The organism is Zunongwangia atlantica 22II14-10F7 (assembly GCF_002094855.1).
Taxonomy (GTDB): Bacteria; Bacteroidota; Bacteroidia; order Flavobacteriales; family Flavobacteriaceae; genus Zunongwangia; species Zunongwangia atlantica.
On the sequence record NZ_ARYN01000005.1, the window covers coordinates 163,634 to 184,253 of the forward strand.

Annotated in this window: 21 protein-coding genes and 3 tRNA genes; 15 read left to right on the top strand and 9 right to left on the bottom strand. The window is 35.6% G+C overall.

All coding sequences use genetic code 11. The features are described 5' to 3' along the window. Window positions 1-77 precede the first annotated feature (77 nt). From IIF7_RS06815 to IIF7_RS06825, 3 genes are all read left to right on the top strand, one after another. On the top strand, window positions 78-923 hold the full coding sequence (locus IIF7_RS06815) for a transketolase (RefSeq protein WP_084840931.1): 846 nt from the start codon (window positions 78-80) through the stop codon (window positions 921-923). Between the two features lie 24 nt (window positions 924-947). Next, window positions 948-1,901 carry a transketolase family protein gene (locus IIF7_RS06820; RefSeq protein ID WP_084840932.1) on the top strand — a complete coding sequence of 318 codons (954 nt, stop codon included), beginning with the start codon at window positions 948-950 and terminating at the stop codon, window positions 1,899-1,901. A gap of 125 nt (window positions 1,902-2,026) precedes the next feature. Continuing rightward, window positions 2,027-2,620 (top strand): outer membrane beta-barrel protein, encoded by a 594-nt coding sequence (locus tag IIF7_RS06825; protein WP_084840933.1) that lies wholly within the window; start codon window positions 2,027-2,029, stop codon window positions 2,618-2,620. Window positions 2,621-2,697: 77 nt separating this feature from the next. Here the strand turns inward: IIF7_RS06825 and IIF7_RS06830 are convergent, their stop codons facing one another. Further along, window positions 2,698-3,687, bottom strand: a complete 990-nt coding sequence (locus IIF7_RS06830) for an FKBP-type peptidyl-prolyl cis-trans isomerase (protein ID WP_084840934.1) — start codon at window positions 3,685-3,687, stop codon at window positions 2,698-2,700. A gap of 82 nt (window positions 3,688-3,769) precedes the next feature. Here IIF7_RS06830 and IIF7_RS06835 point away from each other — a divergent pair, with 82 nt between their 5' ends. Further along, window positions 3,770-4,168, top strand: a complete 399-nt coding sequence (locus IIF7_RS06835; protein ID WP_084840935.1) for an RNA-binding S4 domain-containing protein — start codon at window positions 3,770-3,772, stop codon at window positions 4,166-4,168. Between the two features lie 10 nt (window positions 4,169-4,178). Then, window positions 4,179-4,679 carry a phosphoribosyltransferase family protein gene (locus IIF7_RS06840; protein WP_084840936.1) on the top strand — a complete coding sequence of 167 codons (501 nt, stop codon included), beginning with the start codon at window positions 4,179-4,181 and terminating at the stop codon, window positions 4,677-4,679. Here IIF7_RS06840 and IIF7_RS06845 read toward each other — a convergent pair. Continuing rightward, on the bottom strand, window positions 4,676-5,197 hold the full coding sequence (locus tag IIF7_RS06845; protein WP_084840937.1) for a shikimate kinase: 522 nt from the start codon (window positions 5,195-5,197) through the stop codon (window positions 4,676-4,678). The genes IIF7_RS06840 and IIF7_RS06845 overlap by 4 nt on opposite strands. 125 nt (window positions 5,198-5,322) lie before the next feature. Between IIF7_RS06845 and IIF7_RS06850 the strand changes: the two genes are divergently transcribed. The 3 genes from IIF7_RS06850 (at window position 5,323) to IIF7_RS06860 (ending at window position 5,639) form a co-directional block, all read left to right on the top strand. Next, a tRNA-Lys gene (locus tag IIF7_RS06850) sits at window positions 5,323-5,395 on the top strand. Window positions 5,396-5,428: 33 nt separating this feature from the next. Continuing rightward, window positions 5,429-5,501, top strand: a tRNA-Lys gene (locus IIF7_RS06855). Window positions 5,502-5,555: 54 nt separating this feature from the next. Beyond that, window positions 5,556-5,639: transfer RNA gene (locus IIF7_RS06860), tRNA-Leu, on the top strand. 218 nt (window positions 5,640-5,857) lie between these two features. Here the strand turns inward: IIF7_RS06860 and IIF7_RS06865 are convergent. Together IIF7_RS06865 and IIF7_RS06870 are read right to left on the bottom strand one after the other, a co-directional pair. Beyond that, a complete protein-coding gene (locus IIF7_RS06865) occupies window positions 5,858-6,811 on the bottom strand; it encodes an ISAon1 family transposase (protein WP_084840938.1) in 954 nt (317 codons plus the stop codon). Window positions 6,812-6,830: 19 nt separating this feature from the next. Next, on the bottom strand, window positions 6,831-7,184 hold the full coding sequence (locus IIF7_RS06870; RefSeq protein ID WP_084841021.1) for an ISAon1 family transposase N-terminal region protein: 354 nt from the start codon (window positions 7,182-7,184) through the stop codon (window positions 6,831-6,833). 201 nt (window positions 7,185-7,385) lie between these two features. Here IIF7_RS06870 and IIF7_RS06875 point away from each other — a divergent pair, with 201 nt between their 5' ends. Genes IIF7_RS06875 through IIF7_RS06895 form a run of 5 tightly spaced genes read left to right on the top strand, consistent with a single transcriptional unit; the run spans window position 7,386 to window position 12,212 of the window. Next, window positions 7,386-8,279: a MerR family transcriptional regulator gene (locus IIF7_RS06875; protein ID WP_084840939.1), complete on the top strand. Its 894-nt coding sequence runs from the start codon at window positions 7,386-7,388 to the stop codon at window positions 8,277-8,279. 1 nt (window position 8,280) lies between these two features. Further along, window positions 8,281-9,744 (top strand): phytoene desaturase family protein, encoded by a 1,464-nt coding sequence (locus IIF7_RS06880; RefSeq protein WP_084840940.1) that lies wholly within the window; start codon window positions 8,281-8,283, stop codon window positions 9,742-9,744. A gap of 4 nt (window positions 9,745-9,748) precedes the next feature. After that, window positions 9,749-10,588 (top strand): phytoene/squalene synthase family protein, encoded by an 840-nt coding sequence (locus IIF7_RS06885; RefSeq protein ID WP_084840941.1) that lies wholly within the window; start codon window positions 9,749-9,751, stop codon window positions 10,586-10,588. A 16-nt stretch (window positions 10,589-10,604) separates the two neighbouring features. Beyond that, window positions 10,605-11,060, top strand: a complete 456-nt coding sequence (locus IIF7_RS06890) for a sterol desaturase family protein (protein ID WP_084840942.1) — start codon at window positions 10,605-10,607, stop codon at window positions 11,058-11,060. A 9-nt stretch (window positions 11,061-11,069) separates the two neighbouring features. After that, window positions 11,070-12,212, top strand: a complete 1,143-nt coding sequence (locus tag IIF7_RS06895; RefSeq protein ID WP_084840943.1) for a lycopene cyclase family protein — start codon at window positions 11,070-11,072, stop codon at window positions 12,210-12,212. Here the strand turns inward: IIF7_RS06895 and IIF7_RS06900 are convergent. Beyond that, window positions 12,209-12,772 (bottom strand): TlpA family protein disulfide reductase, encoded by a 564-nt coding sequence (locus IIF7_RS06900; RefSeq protein WP_084840944.1) that lies wholly within the window; start codon window positions 12,770-12,772, stop codon window positions 12,209-12,211. The two genes, IIF7_RS06895 and IIF7_RS06900, sit on opposite strands and share 4 nt — an antisense overlap. A gap of 164 nt (window positions 12,773-12,936) precedes the next feature. Between IIF7_RS06900 and IIF7_RS06905 the strand changes: the two genes are divergently transcribed. Next, entirely contained in the window at window positions 12,937-13,770 is an 834-nt protein-coding gene (locus IIF7_RS06905; RefSeq protein ID WP_139801280.1) for a hypothetical protein, read from the top strand. A 76-nt stretch (window positions 13,771-13,846) separates the two neighbouring features. Here IIF7_RS06905 and IIF7_RS06910 read toward each other — a convergent pair whose 3' ends face one another. The 4 genes from IIF7_RS06910 to IIF7_RS06925 form a co-directional block, all read right to left on the bottom strand. After that, window positions 13,847-16,114: an aconitate hydratase gene (locus tag IIF7_RS06910; protein ID WP_084840946.1), complete on the bottom strand. Its 2,268-nt coding sequence runs from the start codon at window positions 16,112-16,114 to the stop codon at window positions 13,847-13,849. Between the two features lie 448 nt (window positions 16,115-16,562). After that, window positions 16,563-17,516: an AAA family ATPase gene (locus IIF7_RS06915; protein ID WP_084840947.1), complete on the bottom strand. Its 954-nt coding sequence runs from the start codon at window positions 17,514-17,516 to the stop codon at window positions 16,563-16,565. Window positions 17,517-17,529: 13 nt separating this feature from the next. Further along, a complete protein-coding gene (locus IIF7_RS06920; RefSeq protein WP_176218913.1) occupies window positions 17,530-18,981 on the bottom strand; it encodes a peptidylprolyl isomerase in 1,452 nt (483 codons plus the stop codon). Beyond that, window positions 18,944-19,804 (bottom strand): peptidyl-prolyl cis-trans isomerase, encoded by an 861-nt coding sequence (locus tag IIF7_RS06925; RefSeq protein WP_245801566.1) that lies wholly within the window; start codon window positions 19,802-19,804, stop codon window positions 18,944-18,946. Before IIF7_RS06925 ends, IIF7_RS06920 begins: the two co-directional genes overlap by 38 nt. Before the next feature lie 250 nt (window positions 19,805-20,054). Here IIF7_RS06925 and IIF7_RS06930 point away from each other — a divergent pair, with 250 nt between their 5' ends. Then, window positions 20,055-20,612, top strand: coding sequence for an OmpH family outer membrane protein (locus IIF7_RS06930; protein WP_084840948.1), 558 nt, complete (start codon window positions 20,055-20,057; stop codon window positions 20,610-20,612). Window positions 20,613-20,620 lie beyond the last annotated feature (8 nt).

Here is a 20,620-nt window from a genome sequence, read left to right on the forward strand (position 1 = left end):
TACTCACTCCTTTTCGTTTTGAGAAAGCATATTATTAGCTTATTTTAGCATTAAATATTCACAACAATAACTATATAATGGCAAACATTGAAGAATTAAAAAGTTTTGCTACCCAAGTACGCAGGGATATCGTAAGACAAGTTCATAAAGTTAGCTCTGGACACCCTGGAGGTTCTCTTGGTTGTACAGAATTTTTTGTAGCACTTTATCAGGAAATCATGGACCACGATCCTAGTTTTAATATGGATGGTGTAAATGAAGATCTTTTCTTCCTTTCTAACGGTCATATTTCTCCTGTATTTTATAGTGTACTTGCTCGTAGCGGATACTTTCCTGTTGAAGAATTAGGAACATTTAGAATGATCGATTCTCGCTTGCAAGGACACCCAACAACTCACGAAGGCCTTCCAGGAATACGAATTGCTTCTGGATCTTTAGGTCAGGGAATGTCTGTAGCTTTAGGTGCTGCGCAGGCTAAAAAATTAAATAAAGATAGTAAACTGGTTTATACACTTCATGGTGATGGTGAATTACAGGAAGGACAAAACTGGGAAGCTATTATGTATGCTGGTGCTAAAGGAGTAGATAACATTATATCTACTGTAGATGTAAACGGCCAGCAGATCGATGGTAGTACAGATACAGTACTTAACATGGGAGACCTAAAAGCTAAATTCGAAGCTTTTGGTTGGGACGTTTTAGAAATTGCAGAAGGAAACGACATAGAAAAAGTAATCGAAGGATTAAACGAAGCTAAAGAGCACACTGGTAAAGGTAAACCTGTTTGTGTTCTTATGACTACCGTAATGGGTAACGGCGTAGACTTTATGATGCACACACACGAATGGCATGGTAAAGCTCCAAACGACGAACAACTAGAAAGTGCACTTGCACAAAATCCGGAAACTTTAGGCGATTACTAAAACTCTTTTCCAAAAAAGAATACAATGAAAAAATACACTTATACTGAAAAACAAGATACAAGAAGTGGTTTTGGTGCAGGGCTTGCAGAGCTTGGTAAAACCAATGATAAAGTTGTAGCACTTTGTGCTGATCTTACCCCTTCTTTAAAAATGGCCGACTTTATCGAGGCTAATCCAGAGCGTTTTTTCCAAACAGGAATTGCTGAGGCAAACATGATGGGAATGGCCGCAGGATTAACTATTGGAGGCTACATTCCTTATACTGGTACTTTTGCAAACTTTTCTACAGGTCGTGTTTACGATCAGATTAGACAGTCTATCGCCTATTCTGGGAAAAATGTTAAGATTTGTGCTTCTCACGCCGGCTTAACCCTTGGAGAAGATGGTGCAACCCACCAGATTCTTGAAGATATTGGTCTTATGAAAATGTTACCAGGAATGACGGTTATCAATCCTTGTGACTATAACCAAACAAAAGCAGCCACTATTGCAATTGCAGATCACGAAGGTCCTGTTTACCTTCGTTTTGGGCGTCCAAAAGTGCCAATATTTACACCTGCCGATCAAAAATTTGAAATTGGTAAAGCTATTATGCTGAATGAAGGTACCGATGTTACAATTATCGCTACAGGTCACTTAGTATGGGAAGCCATTAAAGCTGGTGAAGCTCTAGAAGAAAAAGGAATTAGTGCTGAAATCATTAATATTCACACCATAAAACCTTTAGATGAAGAAGCGATCATTAAATCTGTAAAGAAAACTGGTTGTGTTGTTTCAGCTGAAGAGCATAACTTCCTTGGTGGTTTAGGAGAAAGTGTTTCCAGAACATTAGCTGAACATTTCCCAGCTCCGCAGGAATTTGTAGCTACTAAAGATACCTTTGGTGAAAGTGGTACGCCAGAGCAATTAATGGAAAAATACGGACTTAATGCTGAAGCTATAGTTGCTGCTTCAGAAAAAGTTATAAAACGTAAATAAAAGCTTAAAAAGCGTTAAAATACTGTAAAACAAAGCCTTTTAAAATGACTTTAAAAGGCTTTGTTATTTTCAGCCAAAATTTTACTTCTTAATTTGCGTTTAATTGCTAACTAATAATTATAATCATGAAAAAAGTTTTAATCATTATGCTTTGCCTAGCTTCTACAGGACTTTGGGCGCAATCTTCTGAATTTGGTATAAAAGGAGGTTTAAATTATGGATCTACTGGTGATATCGATGGCTTTCAGGATGCCGTAGATGATTTTCCAGACATTACAGAAGGAGAAGCAAAAGCGGGATATCACTTTGGTATCTTTGCAAAATTTGGAATTTCTTCAGTATTTATTCAACCAGAGCTTGTATACACCAAGCTTACTACAGATTACGGTGCTTTTGACTATAATCTAGACAAAATAGATTTACCCGTATTACTGGGTATCGATATTCTTGGACCTTTAAATATAAAAGCAGGTCCATCATTTCAGTATATTACCAATAACGAAATAGATAATGGTACTTTTGAAATTAGCGATGTAGAAAACGATATTACGGTAGGTTATCAATTAGGCGCTGGCCTTAATTTGGGTAATCTTGGTATCGATGTAAGGTATGAAGGTGCTTTTACAGATAATACGGCATTTAGCGACACTGCAAGTGATAACTTCAGTATAGACTCAAGACCGTCACAATGGATTTTGAGTTTATCTCTGGCTCTTTAAAAGAATCTTTTACACCCCAAAACAAAAATGGCTCCTTAAAAAAGGAGCCTTTTTTTCATATAATCTTAGCTTAAATTTTATTCTTCTACAGGCTCAAAAGAATCTGCATCTAAATAATTAGGAGTTCCGTTATTGTTGGTATCCGGGAAAGTTAATGTCCCATCTGCATTAATTATAATTTCCTGGCGTGTTGGTAAACCATCCCCATCGTCATCTGGATCTGAATGATTAGGAAGTCCATCGCCATCTGTATCATCGTCATAAACATTTCCATCTCCATCAATATCTTCCATCCAACTTGGGATACCGTCTCCATCATGATCTGCTTCATTTACATTTAATAAATGAAAGGTGAAAATTAATGGGCTATATCCATACCCAGGACTGGTACCGTTAAAATACCCTAATCCAGATGGTGCAAATAAAGCACCTATCCCAAAATCATTAGACCATTGGATCGTATTATCTGGGTTTACACTATAACTTGAAGCTCCTCTAAATTCAGTTAAAGACTCTCTAAAGGCTGGTATCACTCCGCCGCCTCTGGCAAGTTGTCTTTGACCTGCACTATTGAAATCTTCATAAACATAACCAATAAGATCAAACCATACAGGAGAATTTATACTATTATCAAAAACTTCAGCATTTAGTAATTCTCCTTTGTAGCGCACATAAGTAGAGTCTGTAAAATGTGGTTGGTCCCCTTCTCCTTCTCTAACCTCTAACAGGTATAGGTTATAATCTAATTCAGTTTCGTTAGCCTGATAGGTAACTATTTTTGTTGAAAAATTTGGGGATTCCCAAATAGAGACTTTATCACTATTCTCACCAGCAATGGTATCAAAAACGATATTGTAATCGAAATCTGCTGCTGGATTTTCAAATTCTTCGTAATTATAAAAGTGAGTTTGTAAATATTCTACAAGACTATCATCATCGGCCGTTCTTTGCTCCTGCTCGTCCCTTAATTCTATCGGATCTACTGTACCGTCGTCATCGTCATTACAACTCGTAAAAATAAGGCCGGCCAAAGCAAATCCGGCTAAAAAATATTTGTTCAATCGCATTGTCTCGTTTTTTAAGGGCGCAAGATACAATAATCTTGTATTTTTGTTTATGATAATAGAACAGTTTTAAGGACCATTTATTATGAGAGTTGATAAATTTTTATGGAGCGTAAGGTACTTTAAAACCCGAAGCATTGCAACCAATGCCTGCAAGCAGGGCAAAGTGAAAATGAGCGGTAGTAACATGAAACCTTCTAAAGAGGTTTTTCCCGGTGACAAACTACTGGTTAGAAAAAACCAGATAGACTATCAGTTAGAGGTATTAGACCTTCCTCCCAGCCGCGTTGGAGCAAAACTTGTGAGTATTTACGTTCAGGATCACACACCAAAAGAAGCTTTGGAAAAATTAGACCTTCTAAAATATTCTAAAGATTATTACCGAAAAAAAGGTACCGGAAGACCCACAAAAAAAGATCGCCGAGACATCGAAGATTGGTTTGATAATGCCGGTGAAACTGAAAACGAAGACAAAACCACTTAATAGTGATTAAATGAAAGAAAAAGTTCAGATTTTAAATCATGCTGAAATTGCACAAAAAACCAAACGTATTGCATTTCAGATCTACGAAAATAATATTAACGAAGAAGAAATCGTATTGGCAGGGATTGCCCGTAAAGGTTTTAAACTAGCCAAAAGAATTCAAACCGAACTAGAAAAAATTTCCCCACTTAAGATTATTCTTTGTGAGGTTAAAGTGGATAAAAAAAACCCTTTGAATTCAATAACAACTTCTATCCCAGCCCAGGACTATAGTGAAAAATCCATCGTTCTTGTAGATGATGTTCTAAACTCGGGCACCACACTAATCTACGGTGTACGTCATTTTTTAGACGTCCCGTTAAAGCAATTTAAAACAGCGGTACTTGTAGACCGAAATCACAAAAAGTACCCTGTAAAAGCCGATTTTAAGGGCATATCACTTTCTACTTCTTTAAACGAAATGGTAAAGATCACTTTTGAAGAAGGTAAGGATAGAGCTGAGCTTGTTTAATCCAGTTTAGATTTTATATTTTCTACAATCGCTGTGGGTGTAGCACCATCTACATCCACAATGATGCTGGATTGATTGTAATAAAAAGCTCTTTCAAAAAGGTGCTTTCTAATAAATTCTTCTAATTGGTCTTTGGTATCTAAATGACTAATCACCGGGCGATGTACTTTCTCTAAAAACAACCTGCTGGTTAGTTGTTCTACGGAAGCTTTTAAGTATACTGTTCTATTTTCTGGATCTTCTTTTATAAGATCAAAATTATTTCCGTAGCATGGTGTACCACCTCCTAGCGACACAATCATTTCAGATTTTGAAGCCAAAATATCCTTTAAAACCTCGTTTTCTAATTTTCTGAAATATAATTCTCCTTTTTTTTGAAAAATTTCATGGATGCTTCTTCCCTCCATAATTTCTATCTGATCGTCCATATCCACAAAAGGATAACCCATTGATTCAGAAAGTATTTTACCTATGTGAGACTTCCCAGATCCCATGTAACCGTTCAGGAAAATTTTCATATCGTAGCCGTTTTTTTCAAGTTAATTTCTACTGAAAGCAAATTTAATTTAAAATAAGCTTGAAAAATAAAAAATTGATTATATATTTGCACCCGCATTCGCAAAACGATGGATGCATAATTAATGATCTGGTAGCTCAGTTGGTAGAGCATCTCCCTTTTAAGGAGAGGGTCCTGGGTTCGAGCCCCAGCCAGATCACTTTTTGTTCTTATTTTTATTAAATATAAATTTGATCTGGTAGCTCAGTTGGTAGAGCATCTCCCTTTTAAGGAGAGGGTCCTGGGTTCGAGCCCCAGCCAGATCACTTTTTTATTTAGAGTTTCTCAAACTCTTTTAGCCCGTTAATTGCGGCGCATTTGCCCAGGTGCTGGAATTGGTAGACAGGCATGGTTGAGGGCCATGTGTCCATTAGGGCGTATGGGTTCGACTCCCATCCTGGGCACACAAACACCTTTTATTCTCTTTATTTTATCACTACATTTTCAAAACACATTTAGGTAGTTTAAGAACTGGTACTATTTTATACCTTTTCAAATAAAAATACCCTCTAAAAACTCACAATATCAGCTTATAGTTTTGGGGTTAATCTTATAATATTTTATAGTCCTAAATTAGTTACCAAATCGCCAAATCAACAGGGATCAAGCCTAAATGTTGTGTTTACGCAAAAATTGTGGTTAATCTGTACAGGAAGAATTCTATATTTTTCACTCCTCTAAACTGAGCTCTAAATGCTTTTATTTTTGCATTAAAGGATTCTGCTGATGCATTTGTACTTCGGTTGATAAAGTAGTTTAGAATAGACCTGTAGTTAATGGTTATGGTATTGGCAATAGTATTAAATGCCTTAAAACCCGTATCCTCTACATCCTTGTACCAGTGGGCTAGTTTTGTATATGCCCCTTCTTTTGATTTAGCATTGTTAAATATATTTCTAAGCCTTTGTGTAAGCTTAAATGCCAACTTTATATCCGGGTATTGCCCGAAGAGTATTTTGCTGCGTTGGAGCTGGTTCTCTGTCCAATTGGAAGGTGCTTTATAGAGCAGGTACCGGCTACGCGCCAATAATTGTTTTCTGGTGTCCCCATTTGCAAAGATTTCTGGACTACAACTTTTCTGTTTTAACCTGGCCTGTTTGATTTGTTCGTTCTCCAGATCTATCGCCTCCCATCGGTGCTTGATCCTAATATCCTGTAGGGCTTCAAAGGCAAGTTTTTGCACATGGAAGCGATCGGTGACCTGTACAGCCTTAGGGAAGCATTTCCTGGCAATGTTTTTCATGGAATTGGCCATATCTAGGGTGATCTCCTTGACTTGTGCTCGTTTTGAAGCTGGTATTTTAAGGAGTTGTTCTATAATGGGTTCTACCTTGGTTCCCGAGAAAATAGCTACAATACTGCCCTTTTTCCCCTTAGCTCCTTTATTGGTGATGATGGTATAAAGTTCTCCTTTGGAGAGTGCAGTCTCATCTATAGAGAGCTTAGAGCTTATATTTTTGGGGAAAATGAGCCATTCTTTGGAATGAGGTTTTTGATCCCACTCTTTAAAATCGCTTAAATAATCTTTATACTGGCGCTGGAGCTTCTTTCCGTTTACTCCGTAAAAAGCCCCGATGGTATGACAGTCAGAGGCTTTAGTACTGACTAAGTCCTTTTAAAAAAGCAGCGAACTCGGTGGTCATTCGGGTTCCCTGTGCTACTAAGTTCCAGTCACGCTGTACAACTTCTTTATCTTGTTTACCCAGCCAGCGACGGCGTTTTATATGCAGGAATACTTTTTTACCTCGTACAGGAAAATCCTGGATTGTTATTTCCTTATGAAACCCGTGTGCTATGACTAGTTTAGAGGAGAACTCTTTAGGAATATCAGGCTTCTCTTCAAAATCCAGGTGTAATAAATCCCCTTCTGTTTGATGTCCGGTTAGATCAAAATGGGTGATTAATAATTCTGGTAATAATATCTTGAGTAGGTCTATATATGGATCCAATGCTTCCTGTTTAGAAAACAAAAATCTAATTAATATTTCAATTCACACACAACTTTTGAGAATGATCCATCAACAGGCGTATTTTTTTGTTCTTTTTTTAATTTTGTTTAATTAATTAAACCCTACATTAAACATTTTAACTTTTCCCTATGTAAATTACAGTTTCTATTTCTTTAGATTTGTTTAGTATCATAGGATTATATGGAATTAATTAAGCAAAACTTCAGTATTAAAGATCTCGAAAATCTTAGCGGCATCAAGGCTCACACCATAAGAATGTGGGAAAAACGCTATAATATTTTAAAACCAGAACGTACAGAAACCAATATAAGGATGTACGACAGCTCTAGTCTTCAAAAAATATTAAACATCGCTTTTCTTAACGAAAACGGTTACAAGATTTCAAGAATTTCAAAACTTAGCGAGGAAGAAATTACGGCTATGGTTCATCGCATTACCTCTAGCATAAGCGAGGAAAATAGAGCGATTAATCAGTTTAAAATGGCGATGATGAATTTCGACGAAGAGCTTTTTGATAGGACTTACAAAGCCTTGATCGAGAAAAAGAACTTCAAAAAAATCTTTAACGATATTTTTCTTCCACTTTTAAATGAAGTTGGTATGCTTTGGCAAACCGATACCATAAAACCTATACACGAGCATTATATTGTAGATCTAATTAAACAGAAGCTTTACTTAAATCTCGTTGAAATAAAAAGCAGTAGAAAACCTACCAAAGACGATCTTTTTATTCTCTTTTTACCGGAAAACGAAATCCACGATATAGGCATATTATACATTCAATACCTGCTTTTACATGCAGGTTATCAAACCATCTTTTTAGGACCAAGTTTACCACTTTCTAATATGAAGTTTTTACTGGAACGCTATCCTAACGTAAGATTTTTAAGTTATTGCACCATTGCTCCAGTAAATATGCCAGAGTTTATTACTGAATTTCAGGAAATAATTTGTGATCACCGCCAATACGAACTAAATCTTTTTGGGCATAAGGCAAATACCATAAAAGATACGCTGCTTCCAGAAAACATAAAAGTGTACCGCGATTTAAATAATTTCATTAAAACCATATAAAATGAAGCAAAAAATAAGCATTATCGGCTCTGGATTTGCTTCACTAGCCGCCTCTTGCTACCTGGCAAAAGAAGGTTATGATATCACCATTTATGAAAAAAATGCTGAAATTGGAGGTAGAGCTCGCCAATTAAAAAGAGACGGATTTACCTTCGATATTGGTCCTACCTGGTATTGGATGCCCGATGTTTTTGAACGCTTCTTTGCCGATTTTGGCAAAAAACCAGAGGATTTTTATACGCTTATAAAACTAGATCCTGCCTACCGTGTTTATTTTCAAAAAGGCCATTTTATAAGTATTGAAGATAGTCTTGAAAAAATTTATGCAGCTTTCGAGAAAGAAGAACCCGGGAGTTCTAAACCTTTAAAGAAGTTTATAAAAGAAGCGCAGGAAAATTACGACATTGCCATTAAAGATGTAGTTTATCGTCCCGGAGTGTCTCCGCTAGAACTCGTAACTCCGCAAACCGCTGCCAGAATTGGACAATTTTTTAGCACGATTTCAAAAAAGGTCAGAAAAGAATTCAGCAATGAAAACCTTATCAAGATTCTTGAATTTCCGGTACTATTTTTAGGAGCAAAACCTACCAACACGCCGTCTTTTTATAGCTTTATGAATTATGCCGATTTTGGTCTCGGCACCTGGCATCCAAAAGGCGGAATGTATGAAGTTATTAGAGGTATTCAATCCTTAGCCGAAAGTCTTGGAGTTAAAATAAAAACAAACTGCAATGTTTCTAAGATTAAAGTAGAAAACGGGACTGCAAAAGGCCTGTATGTAAACGATGAATTTATAGCCAGCGATATTGTACTTAGCGGCGCAGATTATCACCACAGCGAACAATTACTTCCGCAAGAACATCGTCAATACTCAGAGAAATATTGGGAAAGTAGAACTTTTGCGCCTTCTTCGTTACTTTTTTATGTTGGTTTCGATAAAAAGTTAAAAGATACCGTGCATCACAGTTTGTTTTTTGATACCGATTTTGATGTACACGCTCAAAATATTTATGACGCTCCAAAATGGCCAGAAAATCCACTTTTCTACGCCAGTTTTCCTTCAGTGACCGATGATAATGTTGCTCCTAAAGGTAACGAAGCAGGGATTTTCTTGATTCCGCTTGCTCCAGATATCGAAGACACTCCAGAGCTTAGAAATAAATATTTCGAAAAAATTATCACAAGATTCGAGAATATCACAAACCAAAGTGTTAAAAATAACATTATATTTAAAGAGTCCTTCTGTGTAAACGATTTTAAAGAAGCTTATAATTCTTACAAAGGAAACGCATACGGGCTTGCTAACACATTGCTCCAAACAGCATTTTTAAGACCAAAGCTTAAAAGCAAAAAAGTAAAGAATTTATTTTTTGCAGGACAGCTTACAGTACCCGGCCCGGGAGTTCCACCATCACTAATCTCGGGAAAATTAACCGCCGGATTAATTACAAAAAATAAAATTTAATGCTATGAAATCTATTTTTGACGTTGTTTCCAGAACGTGCAGTAAAGAAGTTACCAATGCTTACAGTACTTCTTTTTCTTCTGCTACAAAAATGCTGGCTCCAAGTATACGGCAGGACATTTACAATATTTATGGTTTTGTAAGATTTGCAGACGAAATCGTAGACAGTTTTCATGATTACGATAAAGAGAAATTATTCAACGATTTCGAGATCGATCTTTACAAGGCTTTAGAAGATAAAATTAGTTTAAACCCTATTCTTAACTCATTTCAGGAAACGGTACACAAGTACAACATCGATAAAGAATTGTACGTGGCTTTTATGAAAAGTATGCAGCTGGATCTTCATAAATCAGATTACCTTAGCATTAACGAATACAAAGAGTATATCTACGGAAGCGCAGATGTTGTAGGTCTTATGTGTTTAAAGGTATTTGTAAAAGGTGATCAAAAAAAATATGACGAGCTTAAAGAATCTGCCATGAGTTTAGGCTCGGCTTTTCAAAAAGTAAACTTCCTTAGAGATCTTAAAGCCGATTTTGAAGATTTAAACCGAAGTTATTTCCCAAACACCAATCTTGATCAATTAGACGAAGCCAGTAAAAAACGTATTATTGCTGAAATTGAAGAAGATTTTAGAAAAGGCTTAAACGGAATTATACATTTACCGGTTGAAGCGAAATTTGGAGTTTACACGGCTTATATTTATTACAAAAAACTACTTTATAAACTAAAACAAACGCCTTCTTTAGAAATTAAGAAAAAGCGAATTAGAGTATCAGATTATCAAAAAGCAGGTTTGCTTGCAAAATCTTATATCTCTTGCCGCCTTAATCTTATATAATTTGTAAATTTAGACTATGATTACAATTCTTTGGATCGCTATATTTTTAGCCACCTTCGTTGGTATGGAAGGTATGGCCTGGTTTACACATAAATATATTATGCATGGTTTTTTATGGAGCCTGCATAAAGATCATCATCAAAAAGATCATAGCAGCTGGTGGGAACGTAATGATTTATTTTTCGTTTTTTACGCTGCCGTAAGTATTGGCTGCTTTCTTTTATGGCGTTACGAAGACGTTTGGTTTACTTTGCCTATTGGCCTAGGAATTTTAGCTTATGGGATCGCTTATTTTAGCGTTCACGACATCTTTATTCACCAGCGCTTTAAAATCTTTAGAAACGCTAACGGAACGTATGCAAAAGGGATTAGAAGAGCGCATAAAATGCACCATAAGCACATTGGTAAAGAAGATGGTGAAAACTTTGGGATGTTGCTGGTTCCTTTTAAATACTTCAAAAAATCTAAGTAAATCCTACTTATGTTAGGCCCTGTTTATTTTTATGCAATTGTTGGGGGCGGCCTGGCAGGACTTCAATTAGCTTTACGCTTAAAAGATGATGTTTTCTTTAAAGGAAAGAAAATAGCGATTATCGATCCTTCTTTTAAAATTGCTAAAGATAAAACCTGGTGCTTTTGGGAAAAAGGCAATAGTCGCTGGGATTCTTTAATTTCTGCGGAATGGCATAAAGGAAAATTTATAGCCACCACTACTGAAGAAAATTTGGAGCTAACACTGTATTCTTACAAAATGCTGACTTCAGAAAAATTCTTTGAATATGCTCTAGCCGAAATTCGTAAATCTGAAGACTTTTTTTTAATTGAAGATGAAATTTCAAAAATCGATCCTGTAACCATGAAAGCCGTAGGGAAAAAGAAAACCTACAACGCTACACATTTCTTTGACAGTAGAATCCCTTCAGAATATCAAGAAACTCAGGATTACACAAAAATCTATCAACATTTTAAAGGTTATCACGTAAAAACCGAAACACCTGTTTTTAATCCAAATCAATTTACGATGATGGATTTTAGACTGACTTATAAAAACAGTACGAGTTTTACCTATATTTTACCATTTTCAGCAACTGAAGCGCTTGTAGAATACACGTTTTTCACCCCTTTTCTTACCGAAGAAGAAATCTACGACAAACAGCTGCAAAAATATCTTTCAGAATATCTAAAATTAGATAATTACGAAGTTTTAAATGAAGAACAAGGAATTATCCCAATGACAGACTTTCCTTTCGAAAAAAATAATAGCCCTAAAATCACCAAAATCGGTACTGGTGGCGGTTGGGTTAAGGCTTCAACAGGATATTCCTTTAAACACACCGAGAAAAAGATCACAAAGATCATCAAAAACATCAAATCTGGCTATGAACCTTCAAAAGATCTCTTTAGAAGTAAATATAAATTTTACGACGCTATTTTCTTAGATGTTTTAGCCCGAAGAAATGACAAAGGAGAGCAAATATTCAGCAAATTTTATCAGAAAAATTCAGTTGAAGAGATTTTCGCTTTTTTAGACGAAGAAACAACATTCACTGAAGATCTAAAGATCATGTTTAGTCTTTTTGACCCAGAATTTATTGTTTCTTTCTTTAAAAAATTCCGTCTCTAATTGGCCAAAAGCTCCTCTAAAGTATTTCTAAAACCAGCGCTATTCCAATCTGCTGCGCCTTCTTTTTTAATCACAATTCGTCCCTTTTTATCAATAAGATAAGAAGTTGGCAACTTATAACCTTCTAAAGGATCTGGATAATTAGTTTTCATACGATAAACCGGTAGATCATATCCTTTGGCATTCATAAATCCCTGGCTGGTTTCAAATTCCTCTCCGCTTATAAAAAGAAAAACCACACGATCTTTATAATCTTGGTAAACATCATTTAAACTCGGCATTTCTGCGATACACGGCGGGCACCAGGTAGCCCAGTAATTAATTAAAATAACTTTGTCCTTAAATTGTCTAAAATCGACTTCATTTTTAAAACGATCTTCTAAAGTCCAGTTATAAGATTCGATCTCTGGCCGTTCTTCTTCATCAGTAACGCCAGGGCTAAAAGCTATCAACTTATTAAAAACAATTGCTATAGGTGTTCTGGTTTGTGGTAGTAGCATTGCAATGATAATTACAACCAAAATGATATTTACCCATTCATTTTTAAAAAGCTTCTTCATAACTGGTAATTTCAGCAAAAATAATTGAAATACGAGGATTTTAAAGAATCTCAACCACCTTATCGCGTAACATATTTAAGCTAGTTTTAATAGTTAGACGGCAAAAAGTCCAAATTCTTTCCAGATTCAGTTTTCATATTTGAGCAAACGAAAAAATGGAAAAGATGAAGAAGAAAAGTATGATTTTAAGTGGAATGATTTCAGTTTTAGTGACTATCCTGATACTTAGTTTCAGAACAAAAAACCCCGAATACGATATTTTTAAGTATCAGATTATTGATACCTGGAATTTACCACCGCAATTAAAAAACACTACAGGAATTAGCAAAATCGACAAAGAGCGTATCGCCTGCATTACAAAAAACGAAGGAAGCCTCTTTATTTATAACATAAAGACCAAAAGCATCGAAAATAAGATCGAATTTGGACACAGTACTAATTATACTGATCTTGAAATTATTGAAAACACTGCTTATATATTGAAAAAAGAAGGGATTCTTATTCGACTAAAAAATTATAAAAATAAGCCTGAAATTAACGAATATCAGCTTTTTAACGACAGCATTAGAAATGCCACTGGTCTTACTTATGATGCCAAAACCAATCGATTAATAATTGCCGTTAAAAACGACAAATTTCAGCATAAAGGAAGAAAAGGAGTGTATGCCTTTAGCATGACAACCAAGCAAATTGATTTTAATGCTGAATATGAAATTGAGCTGAAAAGTGAGCTATTTTCTGAAAGAAAAAATGAGGAATCAGCATATAGATTTTTACCGAATGCGATAAGTAAAGATGCTGATGGGAATTTACATATTCTAGATACAAAGCATCATGAAGTTTTAAAAGTTTCAGCAAATAATAAGAAGCCAACTTTATACAAAATGAGTCGGCATGATTTCCCACACCCAGAAACAATTAGTAGTTTAGAAAATGGTAATTTTTTGATTCTGGATACTGCTGAAAAACCAAAAATTATAGAACTAAAATTAAAATAGGAAATAACCAAAATCGATTTTAAACAAAAAAAGCCCTCGTTTTCACGAGGGCTTTTTGATTAAGTTTGATACTTAATTAAGCAGCGTTTTCCTTTTTAATTAAGTTTAATGCTGAACCGTGCTTATACCATTCGATTTGTGGCAGGTTGTACGTATGTTCAGCTTTGATCGTATCTTTAGATCCATCTGCATGAACGATCTCAATTGTAAGATCCTTATCTGGAGCAAACTCCGCAAGGTCTATAAAGTTGAATGTATCGTCTTCCTGAATTAGATCGTAATCTTCTTCATTTTTGAAAGTAAGTCCTAACATACCTTGTTTCTTAAGGTTAGTTTCGTGGATACGAGCAAAAGATTTAACTAATACCACTTTAACACCTAAGTGACGAGGCTCCATAGCAGCATGCTCACGAGACGATCCTTCTCCGTAATTGTGATCTCCTACAACTACAGTTGGAATTCCTTCTTTTTTATACTCTCTTTGTACCGCTGGCACACCATCGTATTCTCCGGTGATTTGGCTTTTTACAAAGTTAGATTTCTTATTAAATGCATTAATTGCCCCTATAAGACAGTTATTAGAAATATTATCTAAGTGACCACGGTAACGTAACCAAGGACCAGCCATAGAAATGTGATCTGTAGTACATTTACCCCAGGCTTTAATAAGAAGTTTTGCTCCCATTAGGTTTTCACCGTCCCAAGGCTCAAAAGGAGTAAGTAATTGTAAACGCTCACTATCTTCAGCAACTTTTACTTCTACGTCACTACCATCTTCTTTTGGTGCGATATAACCTGCATCTTCTACAGCAAAACCTTTTGTTGGAAGCTCGATACCTTGTGGCTCATCTAACATTACTTCTTCCCCATCTTCGTTGATTAATTTATCACGAGTTGGATCGAAATCTAAACGACCAGAAATTGCAATTGCAGCGACCATCTCTGGAGAACCTACAAAAGCATGCGTATTTGGGTTACCATCTGCACGCTTAGAGAAGTTACGGTTAAAAGAGTGTACAATAGTGTTTTTCTCTTCACCTTTACGGTCGCTACGATCCCACTGACCGATACATGGCCCACAGGCATTTGTAAATACAGTAGCATCTAAATCTTCAAATATTTTTAGAAGTCCGTCACGCTCTGCAGTATATCTAATTTGTTCAGATCCCGGGTTAATACCAAAATCTGATTTTGATTTAATTTTCTTGTTAACCGCTTGTTGTGCAATTGAAGCTGCACGAGTTAAATCTTCGTAAGAAGAGTTTGTACAAGAACCAATTAATCCCCAATCTACATTAATTGGCCAGTCATTTTCTTTAGCTTTTTCTCCCATTTCAGAAATTGGAGTCGCTAGATCTGGAGTAAATGGCCCATTTAAATGAGGCTTTAATTCTGAAAGATTGATCTCGATAACTTCGTCGAAATAAGTTTCAGGATTAGTGTAAACCTCGTCATCACCAGTTAAGTGTTCTTTTACAGCGTTAGCAGCTTCAGCAACATCCTCACGGTTAGTCGCTTTTAAATAACGCTCCATAGACTCGTCGTAACCAAAAGTTGAAGTAGTTGCACCAACCTCAGCTCCCATGTTACAGATCGTACCTTTACCAGTACAAGACATAGAACGAGCACCTTCACCAAAATATTCGATAATTGCTCCAGTACCACCTTTTACAGTTAGGATACCTGCAACTTTAAGAATCACATCCTTTGGTGCTGTCCACCCAGAAAGTTTACCAGTTAATTTAACACCAATAAGTTTAGGGAATTTAAGCTCCCAAGGCATACCAGCCATTACATCTACAGCATCGGCTCCACCAACACCAATAGCAACCATACCTAAACCACCTGCATTTACAGTGTGAGAATCTGTACCAATCATCATTCCTCCTGGGAATGCATAATTTTCTAATACTACCTGGTGAATAATACCTGCACCCGGTTTCCAGAAACCAATTCCGTATTTATTAGAAACAGATTCTAAGAAATCGAATACCTCACTACTAGATTTATTGGCACTTTGAAGATCGATTGCAGCTCCCATTTTCGCCTGGATAAGGTGATCACAGTGTACTGTGGTAGGAACAGCTACTTTCTTTTTACCAGCTTGCATAAATTGCAATAAAGCCATTTGCGCAGTCGCATCCTGGCAGGCAATTCTATCTGGAGAGAATTCTACGTAATCTTTTGCTCTCTCGTAAGCTGTAGTTGCTTCACCGTCCCATAAATGAGAATAAAGAATTTTTTCTGCAAGAGTTAAAGGTCTACCAACAACTTCACGTGCTTTAGTAACACGATCTGCCATCTGGTCGTACACCTTTTTGATCATATCAATATCGTATGCCATCGTTTTAAGAGTTTTTTGTTCTAAAAAAGTCCGACAAAAATAAGAAATTTAAGCGGATTTCGAAAATGAAAAGCTCTTCTAAAAGGTTTGAGTAAAAGGCTTTACAAAGGATAGTACTTTGAAAAAATATTCAAGAAAACTTACTAAGAAACCTTCAAAAAAACAAGGTTCGTAAAATTACCAAGATATTTATAAGAATTCAGCAAATAAAATTAAGGTTAGGCTACGATTAGTTTTATTTATAGCCATTCTTAATTATTTATAGTTCAAAAAAATGATTATAATTTAAAAGCAGAATCTCACCCGATAATTGCGATTTGGTGATAAAGCCACATAAGTCTAAAATTATTGAAATTGAGATAGCTCGAATTCAATAATGATTTTCAATAAAATAATCAAAAAGCTTAGCTTGGGCTATTAGCAAAAATTAATTTTAAGCAGCTAAGTCCTAAAAAAGTTCCTTGATTAAGGTTTCAACAGTTAGACCTTCAGCTTCAGCTTTATAGTTTTTTATAATTCGATGACGTAAAATCCCTATCGCTACTGCCTGAACATTTTCTTTATCTGGAGAATATTTTCCATTTACCGCAGCATGAGTTTTTGCAGCAAGTATAAGATTTTGTGAAGCTCTAGGGCCTGCTCCCCAATCTAAATAGTTTTTCACAAGCTCTGGAGCTGCTTCTGAATTTGGTCTTGTTTTACCAACCAGTTTTACGGCATATTCGATCACATTATCGGCTACAGGCATTTTTCTAATTATCTGCTGAATTTCACTAATCTCAGCTGAAGTAAATAGAGATTGCACAGCGTACTGTTTATCTGTTGTAGTATTTTTAACCACGTTCACTTCTTCCTCGAAAGTTGGATACTCCAGGTTAATAGCAAACATAAAACGATCTAACTGAGCTTCTGGCAAAGGATAGGTTCCCTCCTGCTCAATTGGGTTTTGTGTTGCCAGCACAAAATAAGGCGAATCTAAACGATAACGATGCCCTGCAACGGTTACAGATTTTTCTTGCATTGCTTCTAAAAGCGCAGCCTGTGTTTTTGGTGGAGTACGATTAATCTCGTCTGCCAATAAAATATTGGTAAACACGGGTCCTTTTATAAACTGAAATTCGCGCTTTTCGTTAAGAATTTCAGACCCCAGTATATCACTCGGCATTAAATCTGGCGTAAACTGAATACGCTTAAAATCGAGACCAAGCGCTTTTGAAATGGTATTTACCATTAAGGTTTTTGCCAAACCAGGAACCCCTATTAACAAAGAATGCCCTCCGGAAAATACGGAGAGCAGTATTTGATCTATTACTTTTTCCTGTCCTACAATTACTTTACTTATTTCACTTTTTAAGCTCTTATGCTTTTCTACAAAATTCTCTAGTAAGTTAACGTCAGACATTCAGTAATTAATTTTATTTTTTTAACCAGTTGCTAGTATACTCACAATCTCTGTATTTTCCACTAATTTTAACGTAAGTATCCTGGATTTTTTCTTTTTGCCATTCCTGAATAGCTTTAATTCTTTTATCCTGAAGAGCAAGATCCTTAATCTTCATATAATCTGTACCATAATCTGCAACATGCTCTGGAATCCTTTTATCTATCTTTACGATTTTAAAAATTGGTCGTCCCATTTCATCCTGCTCGGTAAGTCTATACGAAATCTCACCTTCTTTTAGATCCTGAATCTGGCTATAAAGTCTTGGAGGTAAATTCTTTTGATCGAAGCCTAAATCTCCAGTAGTTGGATTTCTCATTTTACCACCATCAGATTTTGTTTCATCTCTATCTGAAACTTCTCTGGCAGCCTGAGCAAATTCTACCTCACCACTTTCAATTTTCTCTCTTACATTATCTATTTCCTCTTTCGCCTTTTCTACCGCTGCATTATTAACATCTGGAATTAATAAAATATGGCGAACATCAATTTCCTGACCTCTAACTTTTACCAGTTGTACGATATGATATCCATAAGTGGTCTCGAAAGGCTCACTAATTTCTCCTTCACGCAAAGAGAAAGCTACGTCTTTAAACTCTTTTACAAAAGCATCTTTTCTACCTAAACTTAAAATATCTCCACCGGTTTGGGTATCATCTGAATAAAGGATCGCTTTTGTTGCAAACTTAGATCCGTTTTCTAACACATCTGCTCTAAACTGATTTAAACGATCTATCGTTTTTTGCTTTTCTTCCTCAGGAACTTCTGGCTTTACTACGATTTCTGAAATTTCTACCTCATCACCAAAAACAGGCAATGAATCTTTAGGAATATCATTAAAGTACGCTCTTACTTCTTCCGGGGTAACTTCGATATTCTCTACAATTTTTTGTCTCATTTTTTGTGCAAGCTGGCTTTGTTGATTCAGCTCGAACAATTCATTTCTAAATTCTGCTTCAGAATCTCTTTTGTAAAACTCAAGTACATCTTCTATACTTCCCAACTGTCTTACCATACCGGCAATTTGTTGATCGATATAGTTATTAATTTGTGAATCTGGCACAATTATACTATCCTGAATTGCCTGGTGAGCATAAAGTTTGTTCTCCATTAAAGAACCCGCTAGCTGGCAATCTGTAACGTCTACAGTACTACCTCCCTGTGACTGAATATCTTTTCTGGTAAGATCTACATCACTATCTAAAATAATATAATCCCCAATTACAGCAGCAATACCATCTACCTTTCTGCGAGCACCTTCCTCTTCAGCTAAAGGCTTATTTTGTGCCAACTCATCTTCCATTTGTATAGATGTACTATCTGTAACAATAATCTCCTGCGCCCCTGCATTTATTCCAAGCAGCAAGGCTACCAGCATCAAACCTCTTTTAATTGTAAATCTCAAATTGATTGTTTTTAATTGCATCTTTAGTAATATCCTTTTCTAATTGCTTTACCAACTCCAGCTTTTGCTTGTTTAGCAAAATCTGTTCCACGGTTGGTTTTGCATATTCTAATGGCGCCTGATCGTTCTTTTTAAGCGCATCATTTACATAAATTAAGTAAGTTTCTAACGAATCTTTTAATTCTATGTAGTTATTCTTTTGTAACAACTTCGCTCTATCTTCTACACTAAGCGGTGTTACTTTATCATATACCGTTGCTGTTTTTATCCAAACAGAATCATTAAACGAATAATTTTTAAACTGCAGGGCATTTTCCTGCAATTTTACTTTATCCTCTTCATTAAAACGAACAAACCAATCTTTAATTTTATCGAAATTGGTATTATTTGCCTCTAAATTTATATACCGAAGTTTTACGAGATCCTGGCTCAGCTTAAAATTCTCTTTATTTTGCTGATAATAACTGGCTATTATCGTATCTGTAAAAACCGAATCAAGCTTTTTAGAAACCACAGCCTCGGTATAAGCATTGGTATACAACTCGTTCTTATAATTTTCTACCAGTTCATTAAATTCACGTTGCCTTGCTTCTGGTAAATTTAGTTTTGCCCTGTCTATTAATAATTGCTGCGTAGCCCATCTATTTATGTAACTATTTACAATGATAGCACTATCTTCATCAGAAACACCTTCTCCAACAAGACTTTTAATATCTTCCTCGTATAAGTAAGAGTTATTTACCCGCACTATGACTTTACGATTATCCTGAGATTTAAAAAGATCGCAAGAAATAACCAAAATCGCCAAAAAGCCTATTAAAATTGCCTTATATACTATCTTCAAACCAGGTAAACAATTCTTTCAACCTCAGTAAAAACGTTGTTTTCTGAAATTTCTTATTAAGTGAAGCAAAAATAAGAATTCCTAAAGGTTCTGCAAGCTATAACCTTCCTGATTATCAAGCTCCATTTGTATTTTATCGAAAAAACCGCTACAATTTCATTTCTTAAAATTCAAAAAGTATCATTTTCCTAAAAAATTCTATGTTTAATTAATACTCCCTATTATATTTGCGCAAAACAAGAGATAAAAAATGAAGAAATTTAGCGTATTAATTACATTTTTATTTTTCGCAATTGCAGCGAACGCACAAAGTAAGATAGGAACGATAGATGCCGAGTATATTATTAATAATATGCCTGAAATTAGTACTGTAAATAACGGAGTACAGAATTATAACGAATCTTTGCAAGCCGATGTAGAACAAGCTATTAGAACTTACGAAGGATTAATAAAAAATTACCAGGACAGTACTGCTGTTTTTACTGAAGATATTAAAAAGCAACGCGAAAACCAGATTCTTGGATTAGAAAATGAGATTAAACAATTTCGCCAGCGCTCACAGGTTATGATGCAAATGAAGCGCAACGAGCTTACCCAGCCATTATACCAAAAAATAGATGCAGCAATGCAGGAAGTTATTAAAGAAGAAGGCTACACTCAGATTTTTCATGCAGGTGGTGGTGCTTTAGCTTATTCTAAACCAGGAAGTGATATTACTGAAAAAGTAATGGAAAAATTAGGAATCTCTATTGAAGATGTGAATACTACACAACCTTCAGCAGATAGCAACAATGCTAATTCCAACTAAAACTTATT